Below are 22,911 nucleotides of genomic sequence, written 5' to 3' on the forward strand. Positions count from 1 at the left end.
GATGACCGCCGCGTCCGCCGACCTGATCGTCACCGCGGCGACGATCCGCACCGTGTCGACCGGCGCCCCCGCCGCCGAGGCATTCGCCGTGCGCGACGGCCGGATCGCGGCCATCGGATCACGCGCCGAGGCGGAGGTCTTCCGGGGACCCGCCACCCGGATGCTCGACCTCGGCGGCGCGGCGGTCTACCCCGGGTTCGTCGACGTGCACAACCACCATGCCCTCGCCGGCCGCACGGAGCTCTTCGAGCTCGTGCTCCCGCCGTCCCTCACCCTCGCGGAGATCCTCGACCGGGTGCGGGAGAAGGCGCACGGGCTGCCCGAGGATGCGTGGATCGTCGGCGGAGTGGTCGCCACGACGCTCCTGCCCTCCCTCTCGAGCACCGCGACGCGGAGGATGCTCGACGACGCGGCCGGCGGACGGCCGGTGATGATCGTGGAGGACTCCCGCCACAACCGCTGGGCGTCCACCCGGGCCCTCGAGCTGGCGGGGATCACGACGGGCTCGCCCGCCCCGGGCGGCGTCACACTGCTCGACGAGACCGACGGCGCACCCACCGGCGTGCTGCTCGAGGCCGCCGGCATCCCGGTGCAGGAGGCCTACGACCGGTCCGGAGGGCTCACCGCCGACCAGCACCGGGCGGCATCACGACGCGGCATCGAGCTGGCGAGCTCCTTCGGCATCACCGCCTTCCAGGACGCCGGGGTCTCGACCGATATCCTCGGCGCCCTCGCCGCGCTCGACCGCGACGGCGAGCTCGACGCCTGGGTGGTGTCCTCGCTGCTCATCAACGACGAGATCTTCGGCTTCGATCCGATCGGCGCACCGCTCATCGCCCGCGGGGAGGAGCATCGCACCGCGCATCACCGCCCCGACTTCGTGAAGATCTTCCTCGACGGGGTGCCGCCGGCGCGCACCGCCTCGTTCCTCGAGCCGTATCTGGAGGATGCCGCGCACGGAGCGCACTTCCACGGCGAGACGACCATGACGTTCGCGGAGCTGCACCGCTGGCTGCGTTCCGTCGCCGAGCGGGGTCTCGGAGCCAAGGTGCACTGCACCGGCGACGGGTCGGCGCGCCTCGTGCTCGACGTCGCCGAGAGGCTGCGGGCCGACGGGTTCACGACGCCGATCCAGATCGCGCACGGCCAGTTCCTCGCCGAGTCGGACATCCCCCGGCTCGCCGCGCTCGACGTCGCGGCCGACATCTCCCCGTTCATCTGGTTCCCCGGCGTGATCCCGCAGGCTCTTGCTGAAGTGCTCGGCGACCGGGCGGAGCACTCCCAGCCGAACCGCGCCCTCCTCGACGCGGGAGCCCTCGTCGCCGGCGGCTCGGACTGGCCCGTGAGCGAGTCGCCGAACCCGCTCGAGGGGATCCAGGGCCTCGTGACGAGAGCCGATCCGCTCGGACGCGCACCCGGCGTGCTCTGGCCCGAGCAGGCGATCACCGCCGAGGAGGCGTTGCGCGTGTTCACCCGAAACTCCGCGGAGGCGATGGGGCTGGGGGCGGAGACCGGGTCTCTGGAGGTCGGCAAGTCGGCCGACTTCGTCGTGCTCGACCGGGATGCCGTCGGCGGTCCCGCCACGGAGATCATCGACGCTCGGGTGCTGTCCACCTGGTTCGCCGGCCGGGAGGTGTGGTCCCGGCCGGAAGGGTGACCGCGCCGTCCCGCCCGCCGGATGGTGTCACGAATCCCGGACGGGACGGGAGGGTCTGTCCGCGGAACGTGACACCCTCCGCGAAACGGGACACCCGCCCGGCCCTCCCCGAACCACAGACCCCGTCACGAATCCCGGACAACCCCACCCGAACCACCCGCGGAACGGGACACCCTCCGCGAAACGGGACGGTCCGCGGCCCGCCCCGGACCCCGGGTTCTAGACTGGACGGAGCCGTTTCAGCCCGGGAGGTGGCCGTGCCGATCACGAGGACCGTGCTCGAGACGGCGCGCGAACGGCCCGACCAGCCCGCGATCGTCGGCGAGGACGGGGCGCTCTCCTACGCCGAGCTCGTCGAGGATTCCCGGAGGGTGTTCGCCGTCGTGGACGGCCTCCACCGTGCACAGCCCCATCCCCCGCACCCGGCCCCCGAGACCCGGGGCGTGCCGATCACGGGAGTGAGCGTCGCCTCGGCGTTCCACACCTCCCGGATCATCGCCGCCCTCGCGGGATACCGCGCCGTGTCGGCGACGATCGACCCGCTGTGGCCGCTCGCGCACCGCGTGCGCATCATCGTCGCCGCGGGGATCGGCGTCGTCGTGAGCGACGACCCCGCCCTCGCCGACGCGCTGTCCGCCGCCGGCTGGACGGGCGCGCTGGTCACGCTCCCGGAATTCCTCCGGAGCGCGCAGGAGGCCGAGCCCGCGCCCCCGCCGACGGTCCGCGAGGACGACGAGGCCTTCCTGCTGCTGTTCTCCTCGGGGACGACGAGCGATCCGAAGGCCTTCCTCAAGACGCGTCGCCAGTATCGCGCGAACGTCGCGGTCTCGAGCGCGCACCTCGACCCACTGCCCGGCCTCGAGACCCTCGCGCCCGGCCCCGTCTCGTACAGCCTCACCCTCTATGCGCTCATCGAGTGCCTCGCGACCGGCGGCGGCGTGCACGTCGCGGACTCCTTCGACCCCGTGCGCATGGCCCGGCGCATCCTGGCGGAGCGCGTGACCAGGATCGTCGCCGTCCCCGCCGTCGTGCGGGCGCTCACGGATGCCGCACGGCGCGACCCCGCACGGTTCGCGGACCTCGACCTCGTCGTCACCGGCGGGGCGAACCTGCCGTCCTCGATCCGCACCGGGCTTGCGGACGTGCTGCCACGGGTGCGGCTCATCAGCTACTACGGCGCGGCCGAGATCGGCTTCATCGGAGACAGCCGCGACGGCGACGGCACCCTCATCGCGGTCTACGACGGGATCGGCGCGCGCATCCGCGACGCGCTCGGAGACGACGTTCCCGAGGGCGGGCTCGGGGAACTGTGGATCCGGGCGGACGCCTGCTCCGACGGCTATCTGGCGGCGACGACGTCCGAGCGGCTCCGCGACGACGAGGGCTGGGCCACCGTGCACGACCAGGGACGGCTGGTCGGCGGCCGTCTGCGCCTCGCCGGACGCGCCGGCGACATCGTCGTCACCGGGGGCCACAAGGTGGCGCTGCCCGAGGTCGAGCGCGCCTTCGACGGGATGCCGGGGATCGGGGCGGTCTGCGCGGCCGCGCTCCCCGATCCGAAGCTCGGGAGCGTCATCGTGCTCGCGCTCGAGGGCGCCCCGGCCGCGCTGCCCGGGAAGACGGCCCTCCTCGATCGCGCCAGGACGGAGCTGGCACCGCAGTTCGTCCCCCGCCGTTGGTACGCCGTCGCCGAGCTCCCCCGCACCACGGGCGGAAAGGTGCGCCGCGCCGCGACGGCGGACCTCCTCGCCGACGGCTCCCGGGCGGTGCGACTGTGACCGCGCCGCGCCGCGTGGCGGTCACCGGCCTCGGAGCGATCACCCCGAGCGGCCTCGGCGTGGAGCGGCTCTGGGATGCGGTGTCGACCGGACGCAGCGGCATCGCACGGCTCGACGGCGAGGAGTTCGACGGCCTGCCCGTGCGGATCGGCGGACAGGTGCGCGGGTTCGACCCCGCGGGCGTCGTCGACCCGCCGCTCGCACGACGGCTGAGCCCCGTGCAGCTGTGGGCGATCGCCGCCGCCGACCAGGCGATGCGACAGGCCGGCGCGCATGACCAGGGTCCCCCCTGGGCCCCCGAGCGCTTCGCGGTGCTCGCCGCGACCGGCTCGGGGCCGGTCGACGCCATGCAGGCCGCGACACGGGCGTTCGACGCCCGAGGACCCCGCAGCGTGCCACTGAGCCTCGTGGTGCACGGCGCCCCGGATGCGGCGGCGGCGCTGCTCAGCCAGCGCTACGAGGCGCGAGGCACGGCCCACGGCGTGACCGCCACCTGCGCGAGCAGCGCGATCGGGCTGGGCGACGGGCTGCGCCGCGTCCGCCACGGCTACGCCGACGCCGTGCTCGTGGTCGGCATGGAGGACTGCCTCAACGCGGTGAACCTCGCCGCGAACGCCACCCTGCGCGCGCTGGCCTCCGGCTACGAGGACGACCCCGCCGCCGCCAGCCGCCCGTTCGACCGCGGGCGACGCGGCTTCGTGATGTCGCAGGGCGCCGCCGCGCTGCTGCTCGAGGACGCCGAGGCCGCGGAGCGCCGCGGGGCGGAGATCCTCGCCGTGCTGGAGGGATTCGGGGAGTCGAGCGACGCCCACCACCCCACCGCGCCGCATCCGGAGGGCCGCGGCGCCGCGCAAGCGGTGTCGTCCGCCCTCGCCGACGCGCACCTCTCCCCCGCTGACATCGACCACGTCAACGCTCACGGCACCGGCACCGCAGCGGGCGACGCCGCCGAGCTCGCGGCACTCCGCGCGGTGTTCGGCGACCGCGCCCCTCGCATCCCCCTCACCGCCACGAAGTCGAGCACCGGCCACCTCCTCGGCGCCTCCGGCGCCGTCGAGGCGGTCATCGCGGTGCAGACCCTCCGCACCGGGATCATCCCGCCCACCCGCAACCTCGACGATCCGGAGTTCGCCGACTGGGACATCGTCTCCGGAACCGCCCGGACGACCGGTTCGCTCCGCCGGGTGCTCTCGCCCTCGTTCGGCTTCGGCGGCCACAACGGCGCCGTCGTGCTCTCACATCCATCCGTCCCGCCCTCGAAGGAGGCATGATGACCGACCGTCTCACCCGCCGCGCCGAGCTCGCCGAGCGCTATCTGCCCGACGACCTGCTCGCGCGCTTCCGGGAGCGCGCCGCCGTGTACGACCGTGAGAACCGGTTCTTCGACGAGGACCTCGCCGAGCTCACGGAGCGCGGCTACCTGCAGCTCTTCGTGCCGCAGTCCGCCGGCGGTCCGGGACTGAGCCTCGACGAGGTGTCGCACCTGCAGCAGCGGCTCGCCGGTGCCGCCCCCGGCACCGCCCTCGCCATCAACATGCACCTCATGTGCACCGGTGTCGTGAAGGCGATGGGCGACCGCGGCGACCACTCCCTCGACGGGGTCTTCGCGGAGGTGCTGGCCGGCGAGATCTTCGCCTTCGGCATCAGCGAGCCGTCGAACGACTGGGTCATGCAGGGGTCGAGGACCGCCGCCGTGCCCCAGGAGGACGGCTCGTACCTGCTCTCCGGGGTCAAGATCTTCACCTCGCTGTCCCCGGTGTGGACCCGGCTCATCACGCACGGACTGGACTCGTCAGATCCGGAGAACCCCACGCTGGTCTACGGCTTCCTGGAGCGCGACACCCCCGGGATCACGGTCTCGGACCAGTGGGACGTGCTCGGGATGCGCGCCTCGCAGAGCCGTGCGACGATCCTGAAGGACGTGCGGATGCGCCCGGAGCGGGTGTCCCGCCGCATCCCCGCCGGCCGCGTCCCCGATCTGCTGACCTTCGCGATCACGAGCAACTTCCAGCTGCTCATCGGCTCGGTGTACGCGGGGGTCGCCCGACGCGCCCTCGATCTCGCCGCCGCCGGCCTGAAGGCACGGAAGTCGGCGAAGGCCGGCACGACCTACGCGGAGGTGCCCGAGTCGCGCACCCGGCTGGCCGACGCCTACGTCGAGTATCTCGCCGTGCCCGCGCAGCTGGAGGCCTGCTGCCGTGACTTCGACGAGCTCGCCGACCACGGTGCCGACTGGCCGCTCCTGCTCGTGAGCGCACGCCTCAACGCCTCGAACGCCGCCCGGCGCGCCGCGGAGACGGCGCTGATGTGCACGAGCGGCTCGGGCTTCGACAACGGCCACGAGCTGAGCCGTCTCTATCGGGATGCCACGGCGGGACTGTTCCATCCGCCGAGCGCCGACGCTGCCCGTCCGATGTACGCTGCGGCGCTCCTCGACGACTGAGCGCTATCCGGCGGCGAGGAGCATCCGCGCACCGCGTTCGGCGATCATCGCCGCCGGGGCGTTGGTGTTGCCCGTCGTCACGGTCGGCATGACCGAGGCGTCGATCACCCGCAGGCCGGCGACGCCGCGCACGCGCAGCTCCGGGTCGACGACCGCCGCGCTGTCGGAGCCCATCCGGCACGTGCCGACCTGGTGGTGATAGGTGATCGCGGTGCGGCGCACCCAGTCCTCCACCCCGTCGTCGGTGACCTCGGGACCGGGGTAGGCCTCGACGGCGCCCCACTCCTCCGCAAGCGCCGGCTGCGCGCCGATCCGCCGGCACTGCCGCACCGAGGCGGCCAGCGCGGCGACGTCGCGCTCGTCGGACAGCGCGCCGAGGTCGATCACCAGCGGATCGTCGAGACCCGTCCCGGACAGCGAGAGGCTGCCGCGGCTGTGCGGCGTGATGAGGCCCGCCATGAGCGAGAACCCGTCGGCGCCGCGCGGCTCGAGCTCGCCCCACATCGGCACCGAGAAGTGGATCGGCTGCGTGTCGGGCGCGGCGAGCTCCGGGGAGCTGCGCCAGAACAGGTGCGTCTGCGTGACCGAGACACCGGGCTGCGGCGGGCCGACCTCGCGCGCCGTGGTGAAGATCACCGGCGAGAGGAGGTGGTCGTGCAGGTTCGCCCCGACCTCGGGGGACGCGACGACGACCTCGATCCCGAGGGCCTCGAGCCCGTCGCGGGGGCCGATGCCCGATCGCAGCAGGATGGCCGGGCTTCCGATCGCACCCGCGGCGAGCACGACCTCGTCGGCGCGCAGCTCGCGCTGCGCGGCCCCCTCGCCGAGGCGCACGCCGACGGCCCGCCCCTCCTCGACGATGACGGAGTGCACCTCGGCGTCCGTCTCGATCCGCAGGCCCGGCGCCTGCCGCACCGGCTCCACGTAGGCCATCCAGGTGTTCACGCGGCGGCCGTCCCGCAGGGTGACCTGCTCCTGCGACACCCCGTCCAGGGTCCCGCCGTTGTAGTCCGGGTTGAGCGCGAGCCCCTCCTGCTGCGCCGCCGCGACGATCGACTGCTGGACCGGCACGAGCGGATAGTCGTCGGTGACCGGGAGGAGATCGTTCTCGATCGCCTCGTACACGGGCTCGACGGCGTCCCAGCCCCAGCCCGTCGCCCCGGCGGCCTCCCAGCCGTCGAAGTCGGAGGCCGCGCAGCGCACCCAGATCATGGCGTTGAGCGCATGAGAGCCCCCGGTGACGCGCCCTCGGGGCAGGTGCAGGCGGCGACCGGCCGCGTGCTCCTGGGGCACGGTGCGGAAGTCCCAATCCTCGCGGGAGTGCCAGAGCTCGCCGGCGCGGGAGGGATCGTGGATCGCGGGATTGGTGTCGTACCCGCCGGCCTCGATCAGCGTGACCTCGAGTCCCGCGTCGACCAGACGGCGCGTGAGGATGGAGCCCGCGGTACCGGCCCCCACCACGATGACGGAGCGCGCCATCTCTCAGCCCTTCCGGCCGGGGCCGCTGACGACCTGGGTGACCGACACCGACTTGAGCCCCTCGACGCCGAACTCCAGGCCGTAGCCCGAGCTCTTCACGCCGCCGAACGGCACCATGGGATGCAGGCCGCCGTGGGAGTTGATCCAGACGGTGCCGGACTGCATGCGGGTCGCCGCCGCGCGAGCCGTCTCGGGGTCGCTCGACCACACCGAGGCGCCGAGGCCGACGTCGACGGCGTTCGCGCGGGCGAAGGCCTCGTCCACGTCGGAGTAGCGGATCACCGGCAGCGCGGGACCGAACTGCTCCTCCTGCACGAGCGCGGCGTCGTCGTCGATGTCCGCGACGATCGTGGCACGGTAGAACAGCTCTCCGAGCTCGGGGGCGGCCTCGCCGCCGGTCACGATGCGCGCACCGCGTGCCCTGGCGTCCTCCACCAGACGGCTGACGATGTCGAACTGCGCCCTGTTCTGCAGGGGCCCCAGCACGTTCTCCTCGTCGAGGCCGTTGCCCATCGGCACGGCGGCGGCGATGCCCGCGAGCGCGTCGACGACCTCGTCGTAGATCGAGTCGTGCACGTAGAGGCGCTTCATCGCGGCGCAGGTCTGCCCGGTGTTGATGAACGCCCCCCAGAAGAGGTCCTCCGCGATCGCCTGCGGGTCAGTGCCGGGCAGCACGATGCCCGCGTCGTTCCCGCCGAGCTCGAGCGTGAGACGAGCGAGGTTGCCGGCGGAGCTCTCGATGATCTTCCGGCCGGTCGCCGTCGACCCGGTGAACATCACCTTGTCGATGTCCGGGTGCGAGGCGAGACGGGCACCGGTCGCCCGGTCGCCGGAGACGCCGATCAGCACGTCGGCGGGAAGCACGTCGTTCATGACGGACAGCAGGGCGAGCACGCTCAGCGGCGTGTACTCGCTGGGCTTGGCGACCACGGTGTTGCCCATCCGCAGCGCCGGTCCGATCTGCCAGATGGTGATCATCAGCGGCCAGTTCCAGGGACCGATCGCCCCCACCACGCCGGCGGCCTTGTAGACCAGCTCGGCGTGCAGGGTCTCGTCGTCCACGAGCACCTGCACGGGGAGCTCGGTGGCGGCGTTCGTGCGCAGCCAGGCCGAGCAGGCACCGAGCTCGAAGCGGGCGTTCGGCCCGTTCAGGGGCTTGCCCTGCTCACGGGAGAGGAGATGGGCGAGCGCCTCGGCGTTCGCATCGATCGCGTCGGCCGCGGCGAGCAGCAGCTCGCTGCGCCGCGCGTGCCCGAGCGCGTCCCATCCGGGCTGCGCGGCCCTGGCGCGCGCGATCGCGTCGTCGAGCTCGGCCACGGACTGCACGGGGGCGCGGCCGATGACCTCGCGCGTGGCCGCGTCGGGGATCTCCCGCCCCCGCCCCTCGGGGGCCTGGATGCGGTCGAGCAGCGCGGCTGCTGCGGTTGCGGCGGTGTCGGACATCGGCGTCTCCTTCGGGCGTGCAGGCGGGCGGTCGGCCCTTCCCCCATTGTGGGTCGGGGGCGGGAGCGCCGTCTTGTCGCCCAGCGCGCCGGGGATGTCCCTGTGCGTACGGTTCGCCCGGGCGAGGGCCGATCAGACCTGCTGGAAGTCCTCGAAGATCAGCGTGGTGCGGGTGGAGCGCACGTGCGGGATCGCCTGGATGTCCTCGAGCACGATGCGCCGCAGGTGCCGGGCGTCGCTCGCCCGCACGAGCAGCAGCACGTCGAAGTCTCCGCCGACGAGCGCCATGTGCTCGACCTCTGGGATCTCGCGCAGCCGTGCCTGCACCTCCTGCCAGCTCGCCTGCTCGATCGCCATCATCACGTAGGCCGACGCATGCTGCCCGAGCAGCACCGGGTCTGTGCGCACGGAGTAGCCCGTGATCACGCCGGCGTCGGTGAGCCTCTTGATGCGGGCGTGGGCGCCGGCGCGCGAGATGTGCACCGCTTCGCCGATCGCCGTCATCGACGCGCGCGCGTCGCGCTGCAGCATCCGGAGGATCGCGTGATCCGTCTCGTCCAGCTCGACCATGCGGGGCCTCCTCGTCCTCGTCGCGCCGCCCCCTCGGCCGCCGAATCGTCATCGATTTCTGACAGTTTGTCGCATCAAGGTGATGTTCGTCGACATTCGTACGATTCTGCAAGCAAGTACTTGGACGATTGACGCCCCGCTCGCATCCTGGAGGGACGAGTTCGGCAAGGAAGGCGGGCGATGGACGACCGATGGATGCTCCCCGATGACGCACCGGTGCAGCTGATCGACCAGGACGGACGGCGCACCGCCGATGAGCGGGCCCCGCTGCCGGATCGGGAGATGCTGCTGCGGGCCTACCGCGGGCTCTTCGAGGGCCGCCGGATCAACGACCAGTGCACCGCTCTCGTGCGGCAGGGACGGCTGGCCGTCTACCCGTCGTCGCACGGCCAGGAGGCGTGCCAGGTGGGCGCCTCGCTGCTGCTCGGCGACCACGACTGGCTGTTCCCGACCTACCGCGACTCGGTCGCCGTGATCGCGCGGGGAATCGCCCCCGCCGACGCGATGGTGCTCCTGAAGGGCGACTGGCACTCGGGCTACGACCCTGCGGAGCACCGCGTCGCCCCGCAGGCCACACCGCTCGCGACGCAGCTGCTGCACGCGGTCGGCTTCGCACACGCCGCCAAGCTCCGTGGCGAGGACACGGTCGTGGTCGCGCTGTGCGGCGACGGGGCGACCAGCGAAGGCGACTTCCACGAGGCGATGAACTTCGCCGCGGTGTTCCATGTGCCGGTGGTCTTCCTGGTGCAGAACAACGAGTTCGCGATCTCCGTGCCGCTCTCGCGGCAGACGGCCGCCCCTTCGCTCGCGCACAAGGCGATCGGCTACGGGATGCCCGGTCGGCGCGTGGACGGCAACGACGCCGCAGCGGTGCTGGCGGTGATGGGCGAGGCGATCGACCGCGCCCGCTCCGGCGGCGGCCCCTCGCTCGTCGAGGCGCACACCTACCGCATGCAGGCGCACACCAACGCCGACGACGACACCCGCTACCGCGAGCGCGAAGAGGTGCAGGCCTGGATCGCCCGGGACCCGCTGCTGCGGCTCGCCGCGTACCTGCGCGCAGAGGGCGCCCTCGACGACGAGGCCGAGCGCGGGCTGGCCGAGGGCGCCGAGGAGATCGCCGCCGAGCTGCGCCGCGTGATGAACGCCGACGCCGATCTCGATCCCGAGGACCTGTTCCGCTTCGTGCGCGCCGAGCGCTCCCCGCAGCTCGAGGAGCAGTGGGCGCTGCTGCGCGGCGAGCTCGAGCGGGACTCCCTCACCGATGCCGGAGGTGCACGATGACGATCGCCGATGTGCGGATGCCCGAGACCACCGAGTCCGGGGTCGAGACGATGAGCATGGCGGGCGCCCTGAACCGCGCCCTCGCGGACGCCCTCGCGGACGACCCGTCCGTGCTGGTGTTCGGCGAGGACGTCGGCGCCCTCGGCGGCGTGTTCCGCATCACCGACGGGCTGACCGCCCGCTTCGGGGAGGACCGCTGCTTCGATACCCCGCTCGCCGAGTCGGGCATCGTGGGCACCGCGGTGGGGATGGCGATGAACGGCATGCGCCCCGTGGTGGAGATGCAGTTCGACGCGTTCGCCTACCCCGCGTTCGAGCAGGTCGTCAGCCATGTCGCGAAGCTCGCGAACCGCACGCGCGGCGCGGTGCGCGTGCCGATGGTCATCCGCATCCCCTACGGCGGCGGGATCGGCGGGGTGGAGCATCACTGCGACTCCTCCGAGGCGTACTACACGCACACGCCCGGGCTCACGGTCGTGTCGCCGTCGACCCCGCAGGACGCGTACTCGCTGCTGCGGGCGGCGATCGCCTCCCCCGACCCGGTGGTGTTCCTGGAGCCGAAGAAGCTCTACTGGGCCAAGGGTGAGGTCGACACCTCGATCACGGCGGACCTCGGCTCCGCGCAGGTCGTGCGCGAGGGCTCGGACGTGACGCTCATCGCCTACGGCACCTCGGTGCCCCTCGCGCGGGAGGCCGCGGAGGCCGCCGCCGAGGAGGGGCGCAGCGTGCAGGTGGTGGACGTCCGATCGCTCGCCCCCTTCGACGACGAGACGGTGACCGCGGCGGTGCGCTCGACCGGGCGCGCGGTCGTGATCGCGGAGGCCCCCGGCTACGTGTCGGTGGCATCCGAGATCCAGGCGCGGGTCTTCGAGCGCTGTTTCGAGTTCCTCGAGGCCCCGGTGCGCCGCGTGACGGGCTTCGACGTGCCGTTCGCGCCGCCGAAGTTCGAGCACTGGTACCTGCCCGACGTCGACCGGGTGCTCGACGCGATCGACTCGCTGCACTGGGAGGACGGCGAATGAGCACCGCGACCGCAAGGGTGTTCCGCCTTCCCGACCTCGGCGAGGGCCTCACCGAGGCGGTGCTCGTGCAGTGGCTCGTCGCCGTGGGCGACACGATCGCCACCGATCAGCCGATCGCCGAGGTCGAGACCGCCAAGAGCGTGGTCGAGCTGCCCAGCCCGTTCGCCGGCGTGGTGCTCGCGCTGTACGGCTCCCCGGGCGACACGATCGACGTCGGCGCGCCGGTGCTCGAGGTCGCGGATGAGGGGGCGCCGCCGTCGGAGGACTCCGCGGGGCCGTCTGTCGAGCACGAGGCGTACCGCGCCGAGGAGCGGGCCGGATCGGGGAACGTGCTGATCGGGTACGGGACCTCCGAGAAGGCCCGCTCCGGACGGCGTCGCCGCCCGTCCGCGCCCCCGCCAGCGGCGACGGGGGCGATGTCCGCTGTCGCGAGCCCGGCCGCCGCCGTGGAGCGGCCCGGCCCGGTCGCGGTGCGCAATCCCCTGGTGCGCCGGCTGGCCCGCGACCTCGGACTCGACGTCCGCACGATCGTGCCGACCGGCGCAGACGGGGCGATCACCCGCGCCGATGTGCTCCGGGCCGCCGTCGACGGCGCGGTCGATCAGCCGGTCTCCGTGGCACCCGCCGCCGGTGCGCCCGGCGCGGCTGAGGTCGACGGCCTGCGCGTGCTCTCCCGCGAGCGGATGTCGCCGCTCCGCAAGGCCGTGAGCGCGAAGCTCAGCCGCAGCCGCGCCGAGATCCCCGAGGCGACCGTGTGGGTGGATGTCGACGCCACCGGGCTCTGGGAGGTGCGCGGGCGGATGGCCGCCGAGGGCGCCAGGCCCGCCTCGCTCACCGCGCTCGTCGCCCGGTTCGTGCTCATCGCCCTCGAGGAGTATCCGCTGCTCGCCTCGCGTCTGAGCGACGACGGAGGCGAGATCGTCTCCTTCGAGGGCGTGAACCTCGGGGTCGCCGCGGACACCGACCGCGGGCTGATGGTGCCGGTCATCCCGCGCGCCCATGAGCTGCGGGTGGAGAGCCTGGACGCCGCGCTGCGCGAACTGGCCGAGACGGCCCGGGCGGGGCGGATGCCTCCCGAGCGTCTGCAGGGGTCGACGTTCACCCTGAACAACTACGGCGGCTTCGGCGTGGACGGCTCGGCCGCGATCATCAACCACCCCGACGTCGCGATCCTCGGTATCGGCCGGATGATCGAGCGTCCCTGGGTGGTCGACGGCGAGATCGTGGTGCGCCGGATCGCCCAGCTCTCCCTGGTGTTCGACCACCGGGTGTGCGACGGCGGCTATGCCGCGGGCTTCCTGCGCCGCGTGGTCGAGCTGATCGAGCATCCGCTGCGGGCCTTCGGGCGGGTCTGACCGGCCTGCGTCGGGCGGCGTTCGAGTGCGCCGCCCGACGAGTTGTGCCATGCTGGTGCACCACTGACCGATCGTTCGGTCAGTGGTGAGTCAGGATGGCGCAGCGTCGCGCCGCGAAGGGATCCCCGTGACCTCAGCAACCGCAGAACCGCTCAGCCCGGAGCGCCGCCGCGAGCAGCGGAAAGTGCTCATCGGCACGCTGGTCGGCACCTCCATCGAGTGGTACGACTTCTTCATCTACGCGCAGGCCGCGGGACTGGTGCTCGGCCCGCTCTTCCTCGCACCGGTCGCCGCGCAGAACCCCGGGCTGGCGCAGGTGCTGTCGTTCGCCACGATCGGCATCTCGTTCCTCTTCCGTCCGCTCGGCGCCGTGGTGGCCGGGCACCTCGGCGACCGCTTCGGACGCAAGAGGATGCTCGTGCTCACCCTCATCCTCATGGGCGCCTCGACCGCGCTCATCGGGCTGCTGCCCACCTACGCGGTGATCGGCGCCGCCGCGCCGATCCTGCTCGTCCTGCTCCGCGTGCTGCAGGGCTTCTCGGCGGGAGGCGAGTGGGGCGGGGCCGCCCTCATGGCGGTGGAGCACGCTCCCCGGGGCCGGCGCAGCTTCTTCGGCGCCTACCCGCAGATCGGGGTGCCGATCGGGATGATCGTCGCGACCGGCGTGCTCTACCTCGTGCAGACCACGCTCGGCACCGAGGCTTTCCAGGCCTGGGGCTGGCGTCTGCCCTTCCTCTTCTCCATCGTGCTCGTGCTCGTCGGCTGGATCATCCGCCGCGCGGTGGAGGAGTCGCCGGTGTTCACCGAGCTGCAGGAGCGCCGCCGTGAGGCGTCCGCCCCGCTCGGCCAGCTCTTCCGGCATCACACCAAGGAGGTGCTGCTCGCCGCCTTCATCTTCATCTCGAACAACGCCGCCGGATACCTCCTGATCGCGTTCTTCATCACCTACCTCTCCAAGGGGCTCGGCCTGCCGCTCCCGGGAGTGCTGATGACCACGGCGCTCGCGTCCTTCGGATGGCTGATCTTCACGCTGGTCGGCGGCTGGCTCGGCGACCGGTGGGGCCGCGTGCGCACCTTCCAGGTGGGATACGTCCTCGTGCTGGTGTGGGCCATCCCGATGTGGTTCCTCATCGACTCGAAGAGCCTCGTGCTCTATTTCGTGGCGGCGTTCGTCCTCACCATCGGGCTGGGGCTCTCCTACGGTCCGCAGGCCGCCCTGTATGCGGAGATGTTCCCCGCGCAGGTGCGCTACTCGGGCGTCTCGATCGGCTACGCGATCGGGGCGATCCTGGGCGGGGCGTTCGCGCCGACGATCTCGTCGGCGATCCTCGAGACCACCGGCGCCTCCTGGCACATCGGGCTCTACATCGCGATCATCACGGTGATCTCCCTCATCGCGGTGAGCCTCGTGAAGGACCGTCCCGGCATCGACCTCGGCGTCGCCCCCTGACCCCGGGGCGCACGGCGTCAGAGAAAGGCGCGTCCGGGAGCCTCCGGACGCGCCTTTCTCTGACGCCGCTCAGGGACGCGGAAGGGAGGTCAGCGCGGCCGTGCGGGCGGCGGCGGCGGTGGCGGCCGACGCCGCAGCCCCGGCCGCACGGCGGCAGTCCTCGGCCGACACGACGCGGAGCGCCGCCGCGACCCGGGCGAGCGCCCGCGGCGCCATGGACAGGCTCGTGACGCCGAGGCCGACGAGGACGGGGGCCAGCACCGGATCGGCTCCGGCCTCACCGCACACCCCGACCGGCTTCCCCGCGGCCCGTCCGGCCTCGCCGACCAGGCGGATCAGACGGAGCACAGCCGGCTGCCACGGATCGTTGAGGTCGCCGAGCTCGGCGGCCAGCCGATCCGCGGCCATCGTGTACTGGGCCAGATCGTTGGTCCCGAGGCTCACGAAGTCCACGACCCCGAGCATCTCCTCCGCGAGCAGGGCCGCCGAGGGCGTCTCGATCATGATCCCGGCCCGCGCGATGCCGGCGGCACGGCACTCCTCGGCGAAGGACGCCGCCTCGTCGACGGTCGCCACCATCGGCGCCATCACCTCGACGTCCGTCCCCGTCTCCCCGGCCGCCGCCGCGATCGCACGCAGCTGATCCCGCAGCAGGCCGGGATTGCCCTGCGCGATGCGGAGCCCCCGCACCCCGAGAGCGGGGTTGTCCTCGTGCGCGGCGTTCGCGAACGGCAGCGGCTTGTCCGATCCCGCGTCCAGGGTGCGCACCACCACCCGGCGTCCGCGGAACGGCGCGAGCACGGCACGGTAGGCCCCGGTCTGCTCGGCGACGTCCGGCGCGTCCTGACGATCGAGGAAGCAGAACTCCGTGCGGAACAGGCCGATCCCCTCGGCACCCGCCTCCGCGGCCGCCTGCGCCTCCGCCGCCGAGCCCACGTTGGCGCGGAGCGCGATCGCGGTGCCGTCGGAAAGACCACCGTGACCGTCGAAGGAGGGGACGGCGGATGCGGCGGCCACCGCGGCCACCGCGGCGTCATCGGGATCGACCAGGACCTCACCGCTGTCGCCGTCCACCAGCACGCGGGTGCCGACCGGCAGCCGGGACGTCCCGGCGAACCCGACGACGGCCGGCAGCCCCAGCGCACGGGCGATGATCGCGGTGTGCGACGTGGGACCGCCCTGCTCCGTCACGAGCGCGACGCACGCGCTGCCCTCCAGCGCCGCCGTGTCGGCAGGAGCGAGGTCGACCGCGGCCAGCACGAAGGGCTCCTCGGTCTCCGGGACGCCGGGGACCTCGACGCCCAGGAGCGCGGCGACGACGCGATCACGGATGTCGCGGAGGTCGGCGGCGCGTTCGGCCATCCGTCCCCCGAGCGCCGAGAGCGCCCGCTCCTGCCCGGCGGAGGCCTCCCACACCGCACGCGCCGCGGAGAGCCCTCCGGTGCGTACGAGGCCGGCGGCCGCCGCCGAAAGCTCGGGATCGTCGGCGAGCAGCGCCGTCGCCTCGAGGATCGCGCGGGTCTCCCCCGCTGCCGCGGCGGCGCGCTCGCGGAGACCCGCCGAGACGGCGGCCGCCGCGGGCGCGATCTGCGCGGCCACCCCCGCCCGATCCTCCTCGGCGACGACCGCGCCGCCGGGGGGCTCGGAGACCGCCGCGCCGAGCACGGCCACGACACCGACCGCGCGGCCCGGGCTCACGCCGCGGGCACGGGCGGGTGCATCGGCTGCTGACGCCGGCCCTCCGGGGTACGGTACGGACACCTCACGCGCTGACGCCGGCCCTCCGGGGTACGGTACGGACACCTCACGCGCTGACGCCGGCCCTCCGGGGTACGGTACCTCGCCGAAACCGTCGTCGAAGAGGGCGACGAGGCGCTCGACGGCCGGGACGTCGTCCGGGGCCGCGTGCAGGGCGATCTCATCGCCCTCGCGGGCGCCGAGCAGCAGCAGGCGCGACAGGCTCGCGGCCGGAGCGTCCGGTCCGTCCGGCAGGCGCACCAGGCGCACGTCGGAGCCGCGTGCCGCCTCCGCGATGAGCGCGGCGGGACGGGCGTGGATCCCCAGCGGATTGCGCACCCGCACCACCCGCTGGCGCGGCATACCCCCGTCTCCGGCCCGCGGGCCCCCCGGGCCTGGGCCGGAGACGTCCTCCTCCGCGCCGAGCTGCGCGGACTTCGCCACCAGTGCCGACGACGCCTCCGCGGCGACCTCGTCCAGGCCCGCCCCCGAGCTCGCCGCGACCGTCGCCGCGAGCAGGCCCTCCACGAAGGGCGCCGGGACCAGGCGGACGGGCGCATCGCTCATCCGCAGCTCGAGCGCGAGCTCGGCGCTCATCACCGCGGAGCCGAGGTCCATGAGCACCAGCACACCCTCGGAGCCGGCTGCCAGCTCGTCGATCGCGGACGACACCGCGGTCGCGTCGGTGCCGAGGATCGGCGTGCCGTCCGGCTCGGTCCCCGCCCCGGCGGCGAGACGCACGGGCACCGCGCCGCCGGGCACCATCTGCTGTGCGAGCTCGAGCGCCGCCTCCGCCAGCCGAGCGCTGTGCGAGACCGCGACGATGCCGATCATCAGCCGCGTGCCGCGACCGCCGCCGCGAGGGTCTCGAACAGCAGGGTGGTCGATGCGGCCCCGGGATCGAGATGCCCGGCGCTGCGCTCCCCGAGATAACTCGCCCGTCCCTTGCGCGCCACCAGCGGCAGCGTGGCGTCGCGACCTTCCGCGGCCGCACCGGCCGCGGCCGCGGTCGCTGCCCCGAGGTCCTCGCCCGCGGCGATCGCGGCGTCGAACGCCGAGGTCGCCGGCGACATCGCGTCGTAGAGGGTCTTGTCCCCCGGCTCCGCCTTGCCACGGGCCACGATCCCCTCCAGGCCCGCCCGCAGCGCGGCGCCGAGCGCCGTCCCGTCGAGCTCGGCCACGGCGCCCGAGGTCATCCCCATCCGCAGGAAGAAGGTGCCGTAGAGCGGGCCGCTCGCCCCGCCGACCGATCCCACGAGGGTCATGCCCGCGGTCTTCAGCAGTTCGTCGACGGTCGCCGGCGGCGCGGCGTCGATCTTCTCCGCGACGGCCTGCATGCCGCGGGACATGTTCGCCCCGTGGTCGGCGTCTCCGATCGCGGAGTCGAGCTCGGTGAGCCAGTCCTTCTTCTCGGTCACGGCATCGCGGAAGCGGTGCAGCCAGTCGATGAGCGTCGCGGTGTCGATGGTGTCGGTCATGGGTGCGTCCTGTTCCGTGTCGTGTCCGTCGGTGTCCGTGCTCACGCGCCCCAGCGCAGCCCCGGTGTGACGACGGGCGCGTCCCAGAGGCCCAGCAGCTCCTCGTCGGCCTTGAGCACGGTGACCGAGCATCCGGCCATGTCGAGCGACGTGATGTAGTTGCCCACGAGGTTGCGCGCGACGCGCACGCCGGCCTTCTCCAGAAGCGCGGCGACCTCGCCGTACATGAGGTACAGCTCGATCAGCGGCGAGGCGCCCATCCCGTTGAGCATCACGATCGCCGGAGAGCCGGCGAAGTCGAGGTCGGCGAGGATCGGCTCCACCAGCTGCGCGGCGATCTCGTGCGCCGGCGCGAGGGGCACGCGGTGACGGCCGGGCTCGCCGTGGATCCCGATGCCGATCTCCATCTCGTCGTCGGGCAGGTCGAAGGTGGGCTTGCCGGCGGCGGGCACGGTGCAGCTCGTCAGCGCCATTCCCATCGACCGCCCCTGCCCGTTGATGCGGGCGGCCAGGTCGGCGATCGCGTCGAGGTCCCTGCCCTCCTCGGCGGCCGCGCCGACGAGCTTCTCGAGCAGCACCGTGAGTCCCACGCCCCGGCGGCCCGCGGTGTAGAGGGAGTCCTGCACGGCGACGTCGTCGTCGACCACGACCGAGCGCACCTCGATGCCGTCCGCGGCGGCCAGCTCGGCGGCCATGTCGAAGTTCATCACGTCGCCGGTGTAGTTCTTCACGATGTGCAGCACCCCCGCGCCGCGATCGATCGCCGCGGTCGCCGCCTGCATCTGGTCGGGGGTGGGCGAGGTGAACACCTCTCCGGCGCATGCGGCGTCCAGCATCCCGGGACCGACGAAGCCGCCGTGCAGCGGTTCGTGGCCCGATCCGCCGCCGGACAGCAGCGCGACCTTGCCCTGGTCCTTCGGCACCGCGCGGGTGATCACCCGGTGGCCGAGGTCGACCGAGAGCTCCGGATGGGCGAGTGCGAGGCCCTTGAGCGATTCGATGAGCACGCCCTCCGGGGCATTGATGAGCTTCTTCATCTGCATCCTCCTCGTGTGCAGTCACGACCGTGGCATCCGCCGCGCGCACGAGGGGCCGCATCTGCGCGACGGGGTTCCGAAATCGGAACACTATTCGTTAATGTCGAATATGCGGGCACGAGCCACGAATGTCAAGGACGACCGGGACGACCCCGCCGGAAGGAGCGGATGCCGATGATCCAGGCGATCGATCGTGCCGCCAAGGTGCTGGAGCTGCTCCAGGGAGCGCGCCATCTCGGCATCACCGACCTCGCCGCCGCGCTGTCGCTGCCACCCTCGACCGTGCACGGCATCGTCTCGTCGCTGCGCGCGCACGGCCTGGTCGCGAAGGAGCGCGGCGGGCAGCGGTACATGCTCGGCCCCTCGCTGCTCAAGCTCAGCAACGTCTATCTCGACTCGCTCGACGTGCGGGCGCGGGCGATGCGCTGGACGCAGGACCTGTCCCGCCGCACCGGCCTGGCCGTGCGGCTCGGCGCTCCGCACTTCAGCGAGGTCCTCGTGATCCACCACAACCTGCGCCCCGACGACAGCCAGCAGATGCTCGAGACCGGGATGGCGATCCCGGCGCACGCCTCGGCGATGGGCAAGGTCCTGCTCGCGCACGACGTCGGCTTCCAGCGCACCGTCTTCTCCGAGCCGCTGCGCAGCCTCACCGGCGACACCATCACGGATGCCGCGCGCCTCACCCTCGAGCTGCCCGCCATCGCCGAGCGGGGCACTGCGACGGAGACCGACGAGGCCGTGCTCGGGGAGTCGTCGATCGCCGCCCCGATCGCCGACGCGCACGGAGACATCGTCGCCGCGGTCGCCGTGGTGCTCCCCACCTCGGCGATGCCCGCCTCGGACGCCGTGCTCGACGCGCTGCGCGAGAGCGCCCGCAACATCTCCCGCGAGCTGGGGGCGACCGCCTGGCCGCCCCGGGTCGCGCCCGCCGAGGACTGACCTCCGGCCGGATCAGGCCGTCGGCGGCAGGCCGAGGTCCTCCTCGCGGACCGTGCCCTTGAACGACCAGGGGAAGTCGATCCAGAGATCGGTGTCCTTCCACGCGTAGTCGGGCTGGATCACCGTCGTGGGCTTGGTGTAGATCGTGACGGATCGCACCTCGGCCCCCTTGGCCTGCAGCAGCTCGACCGCAAGGCGGAGCGTGCGCCCCGAGTCCGCGACGTCGTCGACGAGCAGCACGCGGCGCCCGTCGAGGTAGTCCATGTCCAGCTCGGGCGGGAGCACCTCGGGAGCATCGAGCACGGTGCCGATGCCGGTGTAGAACTCCACGTTGATCGCACCGCAGTTCTTGGCGCCGAGGCCGTACGCGATCGCTCCGGCCGGGAGCAGCCCGCCGCGGGCGATCGCCACCACCACCTCCGGCTCGAAGCCGCTGGCGAGGATGCGCCGCGCGAGATCCCGCGTCGCTTCTCCGAAACCGTCCCAGGTGAGCGTCTCGCGCTCGTGCGGTGCATCCGTCATGGATCTACTCTCGCACGCCGTCCCCGATAAGATGAACGTGTCCGGCATCCCGGCCGGTGCCCGAAAAAGGGGCACGAAGCCCACGACGCATCGACGCGCGCGGCGAGACACATACGGAATCATCCGTCCCGTCTCGAAAGGCTCCGCCATGCCCTCCGTCTCCGCCCACGTCGCGCTCACGACCGCCCGCCACATCGACCACGTCTTCGGCGTGATGGGCAACGGCAACGCGTACTTCCTCGACGCCCTTGAGAAGCAGACCGACGCCACCTACACGGCGGTGCGCCACGAGCAGGGCGCCGTCGTCGCCGCCGATGCGCACTTCCGCGCCTCCGGCCGCATCGCCGCCGCGACGACGACCTACGGAGCCGGCTTCACGAACACGCTCACGGCGCTGGCCGAGTCGGTGCAGGCGCACGTGCCGCTCGTGCTCGTCGTCGGCGACGAGCCCACCTCGGGCCCCCGCCCCTGGGACGTCGACCAGATCGCGCTCGCCTCGGGCGTCGGCGCCCGCACCTACACGGTGGGTCGCGCCGACGCCGCGGCGACCGTCGTCATCGCGATCGAGCACGCCCTGACCTACCGCGTTCCCGTCGTCCTGGCGATCCCCTACGACGTCGCGACCCTCGACGCCGGGGAGGTGCCCGCGGTCGACGCTCCGCGGACGCCCGCTCCGCTCGCCCCTCGCGGGGAGTTCGCGGAGGGGATGCTCGACGAGATCGCCGCGGCGCTGGCCGGCGCCGCACGACCCTTCCTGCTCGCCGGGCGCGGCGCCTGGCTCTCCGGCGCGGGCGCGGCGCTGGGAGAGCTGGCCGCGGAGACCGGCGCGCTGACGGCCTCGACGGCGCTCGGCCGCGGGCTGTTCCCCGACCGGAGGTTCGACCTCGGCGTGACCGGCGGGTTCGGCGCCGACGGGGCGATGGAGCTGGTGCGCGACGCGGATGTCGCCGTCGTGTTCGGCGCCTCCCTCAACCAGTTCACGATGCGGTTCGGCGAACTGTTCGCTCCGGGCACGCGCGTGTTCCAGGTGGACGTCGCCCCCGCGGCCACGCACGCGCACGTGGGCGGCTTCGTGCGCGGCGACGCGCGCGTGGTGGCGGAGACGCTCGTGCTGCGCGTGCGAGCCGTGCGGGACGGCGCCCCGGCCGCTCCGTGGCGCGAGAGCGTCGACGTCGCGGCGTCCCGCGCGTACGAGCACGGCGACGACCTCGCCGCCGACGGGCGTCTCGACCCCCGCGCGGCTGCCCGGCGCATCGCCGAGCTGCTCCCCGAGGACCGCGTCGTCGTCTCCGACGGCGGGCACTTCATCGGATGGGCCAACATGTACTGGCCGGTCGCCTCCCCCGACCGCATGATGATGATCGGCACGGCCTTCCAGGCGATCGGCCAGGGCTGGCCGAGCGTGGTCGGCGCGACGCGGGCCCGTCCCGACTCCACCATCGTGCTGACCTCGGGCGACGGCGGCGGCCTCATGGCGATCGCCGACCTCGAGTCCGCGGTGCGCGCCGCCGGCGGGCGGGGCATCGCGGTGGTCTGGAACGACGCCGCCTACGGCGCCGAGGTCAACCTCTACGGTCTCAAGGGGCTCGCCCAGGAGCCGATGCGCATCCCCGAGGTCGACTTCGCTGCGTTCGCCGGAGCGGTCGGTGCGGAGGGCGTCGCGGTGCGGTCCCTCGACGACCTCGAGCGGCTCGCCGCGTGGACGCGGGAGGACCCCGCGGAGCGCCGTTTCCTCGTGCTCGACCTGCGCGTCTCGGGAGACGTCATCGCGCCGTACCAGCGCGAGATCATCCGCGTGAACTCCTGACGCCGCAGGGCGCTCGCCGCGCGGCGCGGGTAGGCTCGCCGACATGACCGGCTCCCCCGAGATCCTGCGCTACAGCGCGTTCGCCGAGACCCCCGACGGCGGCAACCCCGCGGGCGTGGTGCTCGACGCGGCAGGGCTCGACGACGAGCGGATGCAGCGGATCGCCGCCGAGGTCGGCTATTCGGAGACCGCTTTCGTGACCGGGCGGGAAGCCGACGGGCGCCACCGGGTGCGATACTGGTCCCCCGCCGCGGAGGTGCCGTTCTGCGGCCACGCGACCGTGGCGACCGCCGTCGCCCTCGCCGAACGCGACGGTCCCGGGGAGATGACCTTCGCCACGGCGGCCGGAGACGTCGTGCTCACCGCGTCCGCGGACGTACAGGGGGTGACCGTCGCGTTCACCAGCGTCGAGCCGGCGGTGCGGGAGCTGGACGCCCCGGTGCTCACCCGCCTCCTCGGGATGCTCGGCCTGCACGACGACGACCTCTCCCCCGGCTTCCCTCCGCGCGAGTCCTTCGCCGGCAACCGCCACCCGGTGATCGTGCTCGCTGATCGGGAACTGTTCCACCAGTTCCGGTTCGCTCCCGGCGAGGTCGCCGCGCTCATGAGGGAACAGGGCTGGGCCGGCACCGTCACCGTGCTGCATCCCGAAGGCGACGGCGTCTACCTCGCGCGCAACCTCTTCCCCGTCGGCCGGATCACCGAAGACCCCGCGACGGGGTCCGCCGCGGCATCGGTCGGCGCCTACCTGCGCGCCGTGGGCCGTCCGGAGCGGATCGTGCACATCCGCCAGGGCGGGCACGTCGGCCGCCCGAGCATACTCACCGTGCGCATCCCGTCGGAGGGCGGGATCGTCGTCTCCGGGGGTGCGACCGCGATCCGGGACTGAGCGTCCCGCCCGTCTCCT

The 22,911-nt window shown here is 73.2% G+C and carries 18 protein-coding genes; 11 read left to right on the forward strand and 7 right to left on the reverse strand.

Translation table 11 applies throughout. From position 1 onward, the window contains the following. The first annotated feature begins 1 nt into the window (after position 1). The 4 genes from ABWO84_RS14310 to ABWO84_RS14325 all read left to right on the forward strand — a co-directional run bounded on the left by ABWO84_RS14310 (position 2) and on the right by ABWO84_RS14325 (position 5,878). Complete coding sequence (locus ABWO84_RS14310) at positions 2-1,657, forward strand: amidohydrolase (protein ID WP_353115711.1); 1,656 nt, start codon at positions 2-4, stop codon at positions 1,655-1,657. Positions 1,658-1,914: 257 nt separating this feature from the next. Beyond that, positions 1,915-3,435 (forward strand): class I adenylate-forming enzyme family protein, encoded by a 1,521-nt coding sequence (locus tag ABWO84_RS14315; RefSeq protein WP_353115713.1) that lies wholly within the window; start codon positions 1,915-1,917, stop codon positions 3,433-3,435. After that, positions 3,432-4,706, forward strand: a complete 1,275-nt coding sequence (locus ABWO84_RS14320) for a beta-ketoacyl-[acyl-carrier-protein] synthase family protein (protein WP_353115715.1) — start codon at positions 3,432-3,434, stop codon at positions 4,704-4,706. Before ABWO84_RS14315 ends, ABWO84_RS14320 begins: the two co-directional genes overlap by 4 nt. After that, on the forward strand, positions 4,706-5,878 hold the full coding sequence (locus ABWO84_RS14325) for an acyl-CoA dehydrogenase family protein (RefSeq protein ID WP_353115717.1): 1,173 nt from the start codon (positions 4,706-4,708) through the stop codon (positions 5,876-5,878). Before ABWO84_RS14320 ends, ABWO84_RS14325 begins: the two co-directional genes overlap by 1 nt. 3 nt (positions 5,879-5,881) lie before the next feature. On the opposite strand, the gene ABWO84_RS14330 is transcribed toward ABWO84_RS14325, so the two are convergent. The 3 genes from ABWO84_RS14330 to ABWO84_RS14340 form a co-directional block, all read right to left on the reverse strand. Further along, positions 5,882-7,357 carry a GMC family oxidoreductase gene (locus tag ABWO84_RS14330; RefSeq protein WP_353115719.1) on the reverse strand — a complete coding sequence of 492 codons (1,476 nt, stop codon included), beginning with the start codon at positions 7,355-7,357 and terminating at the stop codon, positions 5,882-5,884. Between the two features lie 3 nt (positions 7,358-7,360). Then, the gene (locus ABWO84_RS14335; RefSeq protein WP_353115721.1) at positions 7,361-8,800 is read right to left on the reverse strand and encodes an aldehyde dehydrogenase family protein; all 1,440 of its coding nucleotides are present in this window, start codon (positions 8,798-8,800) and stop codon (positions 7,361-7,363) included. Positions 8,801-8,932: 132 nt separating this feature from the next. Next, complete coding sequence (locus tag ABWO84_RS14340) at positions 8,933-9,370, reverse strand: Lrp/AsnC family transcriptional regulator (protein ID WP_353115723.1); 438 nt, start codon at positions 9,368-9,370, stop codon at positions 8,933-8,935. 180 nt (positions 9,371-9,550) lie between these two features. Between ABWO84_RS14340 and pdhA the strand changes: the two genes are divergently transcribed. From pdhA to ABWO84_RS14360, 4 genes are all read left to right on the forward strand, one after another. Next, entirely contained in the window at positions 9,551-10,654 is a 1,104-nt protein-coding gene (pdhA, locus tag ABWO84_RS14345; protein WP_353115725.1) for a pyruvate dehydrogenase (acetyl-transferring) E1 component subunit alpha, read from the forward strand. Next, a complete protein-coding gene (locus ABWO84_RS14350) occupies positions 10,651-11,676 on the forward strand; it encodes an alpha-ketoacid dehydrogenase subunit beta (protein WP_353115727.1) in 1,026 nt (341 codons plus the stop codon). Before pdhA ends, ABWO84_RS14350 begins: the two co-directional genes overlap by 4 nt. Next, a complete protein-coding gene (locus ABWO84_RS14355; protein ID WP_353115729.1) occupies positions 11,673-13,031 on the forward strand; it encodes a dihydrolipoamide acetyltransferase family protein in 1,359 nt (452 codons plus the stop codon). The genes ABWO84_RS14350 and ABWO84_RS14355 overlap by 4 nt, the downstream gene beginning before the upstream one ends. A 121-nt stretch (positions 13,032-13,152) precedes the next feature. Further along, a complete protein-coding gene (locus ABWO84_RS14360; RefSeq protein WP_502915422.1) occupies positions 13,153-14,481 on the forward strand; it encodes an MFS transporter in 1,329 nt (442 codons plus the stop codon). A gap of 69 nt (positions 14,482-14,550) precedes the next feature. On the opposite strand, the gene ptsP is transcribed toward ABWO84_RS14360, so the two are convergent. The 3 genes from ptsP to dhaK are packed head-to-tail and all read right to left on the reverse strand — an operon-like array spanning position 14,551 to position 18,733. Then, positions 14,551-17,052, reverse strand: a complete 2,502-nt coding sequence (gene ptsP / locus ABWO84_RS14365) for a phosphoenolpyruvate--protein phosphotransferase (protein ID WP_353115733.1) — start codon at positions 17,050-17,052, stop codon at positions 14,551-14,553. Beyond that, positions 17,052-17,696 carry a dihydroxyacetone kinase subunit DhaL gene (gene dhaL, locus ABWO84_RS14370; RefSeq protein ID WP_353115735.1) on the reverse strand — a complete coding sequence of 215 codons (645 nt, stop codon included), beginning with the start codon at positions 17,694-17,696 and terminating at the stop codon, positions 17,052-17,054. Before dhaL ends, ptsP begins: the two co-directional genes overlap by 1 nt. Positions 17,697-17,737: 41 nt before the next feature. Then, a complete protein-coding gene (dhaK, locus tag ABWO84_RS14375; RefSeq protein WP_353115737.1) occupies positions 17,738-18,733 on the reverse strand; it encodes a dihydroxyacetone kinase subunit DhaK in 996 nt (331 codons plus the stop codon). Between the two features lie 168 nt (positions 18,734-18,901). Here dhaK and ABWO84_RS14380 point away from each other — a divergent pair, with 168 nt between their 5' ends. Next, positions 18,902-19,675, forward strand: coding sequence for an IclR family transcriptional regulator (locus ABWO84_RS14380; protein WP_353115739.1), 774 nt, complete (start codon positions 18,902-18,904; stop codon positions 19,673-19,675). A 12-nt stretch (positions 19,676-19,687) separates the two neighbouring features. On the opposite strand, the gene ABWO84_RS14385 is transcribed toward ABWO84_RS14380, so the two are convergent. Then, complete coding sequence (locus ABWO84_RS14385; protein ID WP_353115741.1) at positions 19,688-20,197, reverse strand: phosphoribosyltransferase; 510 nt, start codon at positions 20,195-20,197, stop codon at positions 19,688-19,690. A gap of 148 nt (positions 20,198-20,345) precedes the next feature. Here ABWO84_RS14385 and ABWO84_RS14390 point away from each other — a divergent pair, with 148 nt between their 5' ends. Both ABWO84_RS14390 and ABWO84_RS14395 read left to right on the forward strand, forming a co-directional pair. Then, positions 20,346-22,004 carry a thiamine pyrophosphate-binding protein gene (locus ABWO84_RS14390; RefSeq protein ID WP_353115743.1) on the forward strand — a complete coding sequence of 553 codons (1,659 nt, stop codon included), beginning with the start codon at positions 20,346-20,348 and terminating at the stop codon, positions 22,002-22,004. 43 nt (positions 22,005-22,047) lie between these two features. Then, the gene (locus ABWO84_RS14395; RefSeq protein ID WP_353115745.1) at positions 22,048-22,893 is read left to right on the forward strand and encodes a PhzF family phenazine biosynthesis protein; all 846 of its coding nucleotides are present in this window, start codon (positions 22,048-22,050) and stop codon (positions 22,891-22,893) included. Positions 22,894-22,911: the final 18 nt, after the last annotated feature.

The sequence above is a fragment of the Microbacterium sp. genome, from assembly GCF_040394595.1.
GTDB lineage: Bacteria > Actinomycetota > Actinomycetes > Actinomycetales > Microbacteriaceae > Microbacterium.

Bases quoted from the DNA above. Each gene is read 5' to 3' on its own strand.
- dhaL (WP_353115735.1), bottom strand. From the start codon at position 17,696: ATGACCGACACCATCGACACCGCGACGCTCATCGACTGGCTGCACCGC.
- ABWO84_RS14355 (WP_353115729.1), top strand. From the start codon at position 11,673: ATGAGCACCGCGACCGCAAGGGTGTTCCGCCTTCCCGACCTCGGCGAG.
- ABWO84_RS14390 (WP_353115743.1), top strand. From the start codon at position 20,346: ATGCCCTCCGTCTCCGCCCACGTCGCGCTCACGACCGCCCGCCACATC.
- ABWO84_RS14340 (WP_353115723.1), bottom strand. From the start codon at position 9,370: ATGGTCGAGCTGGACGAGACGGATCACGCGATCCTCCGGATGCTGCAG.
- ABWO84_RS14330 (WP_353115719.1), bottom strand. From the start codon at position 7,357: ATGGCGCGCTCCGTCATCGTGGTGGGGGCCGGTACCGCGGGCTCCATC.
- ABWO84_RS14325 (WP_353115717.1), top strand. From the start codon at position 4,706: ATGACCGACCGTCTCACCCGCCGCGCCGAGCTCGCCGAGCGCTATCTG.
- ABWO84_RS14335 (WP_353115721.1), bottom strand. From the start codon at position 8,800: ATGTCCGACACCGCCGCAACCGCAGCAGCCGCGCTGCTCGACCGCATC.
- pdhA (WP_353115725.1), top strand. From the start codon at position 9,551: ATGGACGACCGATGGATGCTCCCCGATGACGCACCGGTGCAGCTGATC.
- ABWO84_RS14350 (WP_353115727.1), top strand. From the start codon at position 10,651: ATGACGATCGCCGATGTGCGGATGCCCGAGACCACCGAGTCCGGGGTC.
- ABWO84_RS14385 (WP_353115741.1), bottom strand. From the start codon at position 20,197: ATGACGGATGCACCGCACGAGCGCGAGACGCTCACCTGGGACGGTTTC.
- ptsP (WP_353115733.1), bottom strand. From the start codon at position 17,052: ATGATCGGCATCGTCGCGGTCTCGCACAGCGCTCGGCTGGCGGAGGCG.
- ABWO84_RS14310 (WP_353115711.1), top strand. From the start codon at position 2: ATGACCGCCGCGTCCGCCGACCTGATCGTCACCGCGGCGACGATCCGC.
- ABWO84_RS14380 (WP_353115739.1), top strand. From the start codon at position 18,902: ATGCCGATGATCCAGGCGATCGATCGTGCCGCCAAGGTGCTGGAGCTG.
- dhaK (WP_353115737.1), bottom strand. From the start codon at position 18,733: ATGAAGAAGCTCATCAATGCCCCGGAGGGCGTGCTCATCGAATCGCTC.
- ABWO84_RS14395 (WP_353115745.1), top strand. From the start codon at position 22,048: ATGACCGGCTCCCCCGAGATCCTGCGCTACAGCGCGTTCGCCGAGACC.